We start from the raw sequence: 6,644 nt of genomic DNA, 5'->3' as shown, positions 1-6,644 counted from the left end.
GAATATAGAATAGTGGTATTCCAAAAATAAAGGATCTCCCTATTGCTATAAATGTTGCCTTAATGTTTTGCTCGATTGCTTCAAAGTAACATGATATTAGCAAAATGATCGCCGCAAGTGGAAATGTAAGGTTGAACACTCTTGTCGACCATACACCGATATCTTGCAAAGCAGCGTCTCCTCCTGTAAAAAAACTAACTATTGAATCAGTAAAGAAGAATAATAATAAGGTAAAGAAAATAGTCATGATGAATGTGAATTTAATTCCTAAAGAAGTAGCTTCTCTTACTCGATTATAAAGTCTAGCACCGTAATTATAGCTAATTAAAGGTTGAATACCGGTTGTTATTCCCATAATTAAAAGTACAAGAAAGTTAGTAATATATCCGTTTTGAATTGTAAATGCAGATACATGTAACTCTCCCCCTAATGAAGCCAACAAATTATTAATGACAATAATGGAGATAAACATAGTAAGTGAAATTGAGAATGAGGCAAAACCAGTGGCATTAACTTCTATCATGTTGCTAAGCTTCATTCTAAGGTCCTTCAACTTTGGTTTTAACGAAGTTTTACTAAAAAGAAAATAAAAAATCAGAAGACTTGGGAATGATGTTGAAATATTATTAGACCAGGCAGAAGCTGCTACTCCATATTGAAACTTATGATATAGAATTAATTCAACAGTAGCAGCCAAAATCGCTCCAACAAACCAACTCAACGTGCTAAGTCCAGGTCGTTCATCGAGAATAGCCAGAACACTAAGAATCACCGCTAATACCTGGAACGGAAAAAAAACCCAAGCGTGATTTCCAAATTGCATTGCGTACGGTAGAGCAGCATCATTCGCACCAAAAAAACGCATTAGAGGTTCATTATAGATGTAACCAAAGATAGCAATAACCGTTGACAAAAAGACACCGAACCAGATCGATTGACCTGCAATACTTCTCGCTTCATCGATTTTGCCAGCTCCTAATCTTAGGGCAACAACCGCTCCAGCTCCAACTCCAATTAGTACACCTATGGCACGTGAAAGAACTTGTATAGTATAACCAATACCAACCCCCGCCATCTCTTTTGTACCCAATTGCCCTACAATATTTCCGTCTACAAATGAAGGCGCTGCCAAAAAAATGTTACCTAGAATAGCGAGGAAAATATAACGGTAAAACAAACTCTTTATGTTTTTTGTTCCTAATTCCCTATCTTCAAGTGTTTTAGAGTTAATAGTTGATTGCTCCTGGACATCTATATTCTTCATAAACTTCCTCCCTTAATTACAATTATTAATTAGAAAACCATCCAACAGGGTGTGCCTTATAGCTTACATTAATTTGTTTAATTTCTGAAAATTCATCAAGGCCAAATATTCCTAAACCTCTTCCGATTCCACTCTGTTTATAACCACCCCATGGAGCTTGTATAGTTGCTACATGATAGCAGTTCACCCAGGTGATGCCCGCCTGTATTTTCTTGACTACACGCATCGCTTTCTCTATATCTTTACAAAAAACAGCACCTGCCAATCCGAATACTGTGTCATTTGCTAAAGTGATTGCTTCTTCTTCATCTTTAAACTTTTGAATTACTAAGACTGGGCCAAATATCTCTTCTTGAACAATTCTCATATCCGGTCTAGTATTGGTGAAAATTGTAGGTTCAACAAAAAAGCCGTTTTCACAACCGTTATCTATTATTCTATTTCCTCCACTGGCAAGTGTTGCACCTTCTTGTTTTCCTATTTCGATATACCTTAATACCTTTTGCATATGGGCTTCACTAACAAGCGGGCCCATTTCACTTGTAGACTTATTACCATGACCAATGACTATCTTTTTTGCACGCTCGATCAGTCTTTCAACAAATTGGTCGTGAATACTTTCTTCAATTAGAAGACGGGAAGCTGCTGTACATACCTGACCACTATTAAAGAAGATATTGAATAGTGCGTTATCCACTGCAATTTCTAAGTCATTATCAGCAAATACAATGTTTGGAGATTTTCCTCCTAATTCTAAAGAAATTTTCTTTGTATTTTCTGCAGCAACACGCATAATATTCTGTCCTGTTTCCGTTCCACCAATAAAGGCCAATTTATCTACCAAATTACTATCTACCATTTCGCTGCCAACAATACTTCCTGGTCCCATGACTAAATTTGCAACTCCTGCTGGCACACCTGCCTTTTCGAAAATTTCGAACAGTTTAACAGCTGTGACAGGTGTGATCTCTGATGGTTTTAATATAAATGTATTTCCTGCTACTAGTGCTGGGGCAATCTGCCACGCAGCCATAAGGAGTGGAAAATTCCATGGAACAATAAGACTGCACACCCCTATTGGTTCACGGATAACTATTGTCTGAACAGAGTCGCCAACATTAAACATTTCACCTTCTGGTTGAGTAATAAGGCTTGCATAGTATCGGAAACAATCAATCGTATTTTGAACATCTGTTTTTGCAGCCAGTAACATCTTTCCATTATTTAATGTTTCAAGCATCGCTATTTCCTCTGCATTTTCTTCCAACAAATTAGCGATTTTATGCAAATATTTTGCACGAGTTTTAAAAGGAAGTGTAGACCAAATTCCGCTATCGAAGGTTTTACGTGCTACCGATATAGCATATTTGGCATCCTCAGCAGCACCTTCAGCTGCTACTGCAATTAGCTCACCATTTGCGGGATTTATTACTTCCCTTTTTTCTCCAGAAGTAGAGCTGATCCATTTTCCATCAATATACATATTAAGTTCCAACATTTTTATCTTCTCCTTTACGCTAACCAATCAAGCAAACGATGATATTTACTTGCTAAATTGATAAGTAATCCTTTCTGACTTGAAAAGGGAAATGGTTTTAACTTCATTTCACCAAAACGGTACAAACTTTCACTTTCTTTAACAACGTATTGTGCAAGTAATTTCCCAAAAAGAGTAGCTAAAGAAGCGCCGTGACCACAATAACCAGCTGCAAAAAATGTGCCATCTTCCATTCTTCCGAGAACAGGGAACATATCTCTAGTTACACCAATTAATCCGTCCCAACGATAATTAACTTTACATCCCTTTAAATCAGGGAAGACTTTAATCATCGCGTCATAGACTTCGTTGTATGCGCTTTCACCACGGTTTGGAATAATATCTCCTCCACCAAATGCAATTCGGGAATCTGGTGTCCTACGAAAATAATATAAAAAGTTACTCGTATCAAAAATCATTTGTCCTTTTGGAAGCAATCTTTTTAACATCGATTCTGGTAAAATTTCTGTCGCGATGATTTGACTATTAATAGAAAGAATTCCTCGGTGAAGCGGTTTCATAATTTTTTCAGAATATGCATCTGTTGCCATAATAAGTTCTTTCGCTTTCACTTTTCCTGATTCTGTAAATACTTCTACATATCCTGAATTTCTTTGCACATTTAAAACTTTCGATTTTTCATAAATCTTTGCACCATGTGATTCAGCTGCTTCTGCTAAGCCACGTACATAATTTAGTGGATGAAATGAGTAACTCAGAGGATCTTCCAAACCGCCATGATAGGCTGTGGAATGGATAACCTCCCCCATTTGATTTTTCTCTATTATTTTTGTTTCATATCCAAAATGCTTATTGATGAACTCACTTTCTTTTTTCATCGCCTCAAAGTGCTTCACTTTAAAAGCAGCTACAACATGTCCTGTTTTTTGGAGGGAACAATCAATCTGATAATCATTTGTTAATTGCTCAACAAGTTGTAAACTCTCTAATGAAAGTTCGTTAAGTTGCTTTGCTTCATCCAAACCCCACTTATCAGCAAGCTCCATTAATGTAGGTTTGTATCCAGGCAAAAGCATCCCACCATTTCGACCACTTGCTCCCCATCCAACGGTTTCTTGTTCCAAAACGATTGTATTGTATCCTTTTTTCTGTAAGTGGAGGGAAGCAGATATACCGGTAAAACCGGCTCCAACAATGACTACATCAGTATTTTCATCTCCCAAAAGTACAGGTCGATTTTTTTGGGGATTTGCTGTAGCTTTCCATAATGATAAAGTACTCATGTTAAGTGTCTCCTTTTAGTAGTGAATTAATTAATTTAATTGTTTTATATTTTCATATTTAGAAGTGCTTCTCTCAAATAAGATTTCTCCATCGACTATAGTCATGGTTACTGTTAAATCTTTAATATTCTGCTCTTCTGTATTCAAAATGCTATTATCTAGTACTACAAGATCTGCAAGTTTCCCTATTTCGAGACTTCCCTTACGCTCTTCCTCAAAGCTTGCATAAGCCCCATTCCATGTATACATGCGAATTGCTTCTAAAACACTGATTCGTTGATTTCTACCTACATTAATACCATTTTTGCTTTTTCTATTTACTGCAACATGGATTCCTAATAATGGATTACATGAGGTGACAGGACAATCAGAACCAGCGGCAGCAATAATCTCTTTATCCAAGAAATCACGTAGAGGATACATATGATTTACTCGCTCTCCATAATTCTTGATATAACCTTCACCAAATTCATAAAAGAATGGTGGATTCGGTATAGGAATGACATTAAGTTCTTTCATGCGCTCTTGTAAGTCTGGTTCAGTAATACCAGCATGCTCAATACGATGCCGACAGTTTTTTCGAGGATACTTTTTCTGTAAACTCTCAATGCTGTTCAGAACCATTTCAATGGCTCGATCTCCTTGTGCATGTGCTGTTATCTGAAATCCTTTTTGATGTGCTTTGGTTAAAATCTTATCAATTTCTTCTTGAGTATAATAAAGAATTCCATAATCATTTGGATTACTGGTATAAGGTTTTCTTGTTGCGATAGTTGGGCCACTACTGCTTCCATCAGTAAATATTTTAGCTGGGCCAACTCTAAACTTATCGTCTCCTATACCAGTAACAATTCCAGCATCAATCATTTTGTCAACAAACTCTTCTGAATTATTCAACGCACATATCATTGCATATACCCGAACCCGAACATCTCCAGATTGTACTGCCAAGAATATGTTTCTGAAATGCTCTGGACCATGTCCGCCGGCATCATGAATACTTGTAATTCCATAGGAAAGGAAGTCATCGGATGCTAGTTTAAATGATCTAAGCAATTCTTCACCAGAATATTTTGCAACCTCACCCATCTTCATATTTGCACTCTCAATTAATCTCCCAGTTAATTTACCTTTATGGTCCCTTTCAATTTGATCATTCCCAAAATCAGTTGTATTTTCATAAATACCCGCTGTCTCTAGCGCTTTACTATTTACCACGCATATATGGTTACATGTTCTGGAAATATAGATGGGGTGTTCCCTGGAAATTTCATCCAATTCATCTATTGTTGGATATCTTCCCTCCAAAATTGTCATTTCGTTAAATCCTGAAGCACGAATCCATTGTCCAGTTGGAGTTTCTAATTTTTTTGCCTTGAGAGCTTGTAGAAGATCTTTTATTGACTTGATTTGCAGTTCTTTACAATCGACACCTAATTTATTCGTTCCGTGTAGCATATGTAGATGCGAATCAATAAACCCTGGAAGGACGGTTTTTCCTTGTAAATCAATAACCTTTGTTTTCTCAGCTATATAAGCACTTATATCCTGATTTGATCCTACGGCAATAATTTTGTTCCCTTTAATAGCAATCGATTGTTCAACATTGTTTTCAGGATTTACTGTTATAACCTCACCATTTAGAAATACAATATCAGCAGCCACACAATTTCCTCCTTTATCATGTAATTTCAAAGAATAACCAAATTAAGAATTTTCTATATTTTTGTATTGTTATGTAAATTCGTTATACTTATAATAATTGTTAGGTTTAACTTTATGTCAATAGCATATTATTGGATTATTTCTTAAAAATATGGAGTTAATGACCACTTTTTTTGTAGCTTGGAGGGGTATAGTTGAAAATCGGATCTTTTGCTAAACTTTTTAATGTTTCTGTCGACACTATTCGCTACTATATTGAACTAGGGTTATTAGTTCCGGAGAAAAAAGGGGCTCAGTTTCATATGAATCAATCCTGCCTCGATGACATGGAATTAATATTAGAACTAAAGATTCTGCAATTTTCATTAAAAGAAATTCAACAATTCCTTTCGTACAAACGTTTAACGATAAATATTGACATTGGTTATTACAAAAAACTCTTATTGGAGAAGAAAAACCATTTTTTAGAAGAAAAAAAGGAACTAAACCGGTTCATTAGACTCGTGGATAATAAGTTACAATCCCTCGATCAGTCCACTGTTTCATGTAGTTCTACCGGTGTCCCAATTTCATTTATTCCATTTTTTTATTGTCCGTATTGTAATATCCCATTAGTTATTTCTGATGCATCCATATTGAACAGTACCATTTCTGAAGCAAAACTAACTTGTTCATGTGGTTATTTTACCTCGATACAAGATGGAATAATTATTACGTCAAATTTAGAGGAATCTCCCTACTGTATCCTAAATGATGAAACTATGAAAGAGTTTAATCCAAACTTTGTCAGTTTAAGAGAAAAAGGAGATCAATGGATAATTAAGTTATTGAAAGAACAAAATTTATCCAATAAAATCGTAATTGAAACAAATATTGATATAGCTGTATCCTTACCAAAGTACATTTCATCACTTGACATTGACACCTTTTATAT

5 protein-coding genes are annotated in these 6,644 nt (G+C 35.6%); 1 reads left to right on the top strand and 4 read right to left on the bottom strand.

Going from position 1 to position 6,644, the window contains the following annotated elements:
• The 4 genes from V7150_RS24365 to V7150_RS24350 all read right to left on the bottom strand — a co-directional run.
• On the bottom strand, positions 1 to 1,264 hold a 1,264-nt coding region (locus tag V7150_RS24365), incomplete at its 3' end, for an MATE family efflux transporter (protein ID WP_335523406.1).
• Positions 1,265 to 1,289: 25 nt separating this feature from the next.
• Entirely contained in the window at positions 1,290 to 2,762 is a 1,473-nt protein-coding gene (locus tag V7150_RS24360; RefSeq protein ID WP_335523403.1) for an aldehyde dehydrogenase family protein, read from the bottom strand.
• 14 nt (positions 2,763 to 2,776) lie between these two features.
• Positions 2,777 to 4,045, bottom strand: coding sequence for an NAD(P)/FAD-dependent oxidoreductase (locus V7150_RS24355; protein WP_335523401.1), 1,269 nt, complete (start codon positions 4,043 to 4,045; stop codon positions 2,777 to 2,779).
• Between the two features lie 30 nt (positions 4,046 to 4,075).
• Positions 4,076 to 5,710: an amidohydrolase gene (locus V7150_RS24350; RefSeq protein ID WP_335523399.1), complete on the bottom strand. Its 1,635-nt coding sequence runs from the start codon at positions 5,708 to 5,710 to the stop codon at positions 4,076 to 4,078.
• A gap of 194 nt (positions 5,711 to 5,904) precedes the next feature.
• On the opposite strand from V7150_RS24350, the gene V7150_RS24345 reads away from it, so the two are divergent.
• Positions 5,905 to 6,644: MerR family transcriptional regulator (locus V7150_RS24345; protein ID WP_335523397.1), on the top strand; the 740-nt coding region annotated here is incomplete at its 3' end.

It is taken from the genome of Neobacillus drentensis (genome assembly GCF_036965245.1).
Lineage (GTDB): Bacteria > Bacillota > Bacilli > Bacillales > Cytobacillaceae > Neobacillus > Neobacillus drentensis_G.
This window is presented reverse-complemented; position numbering and strand designations above follow the sequence as displayed.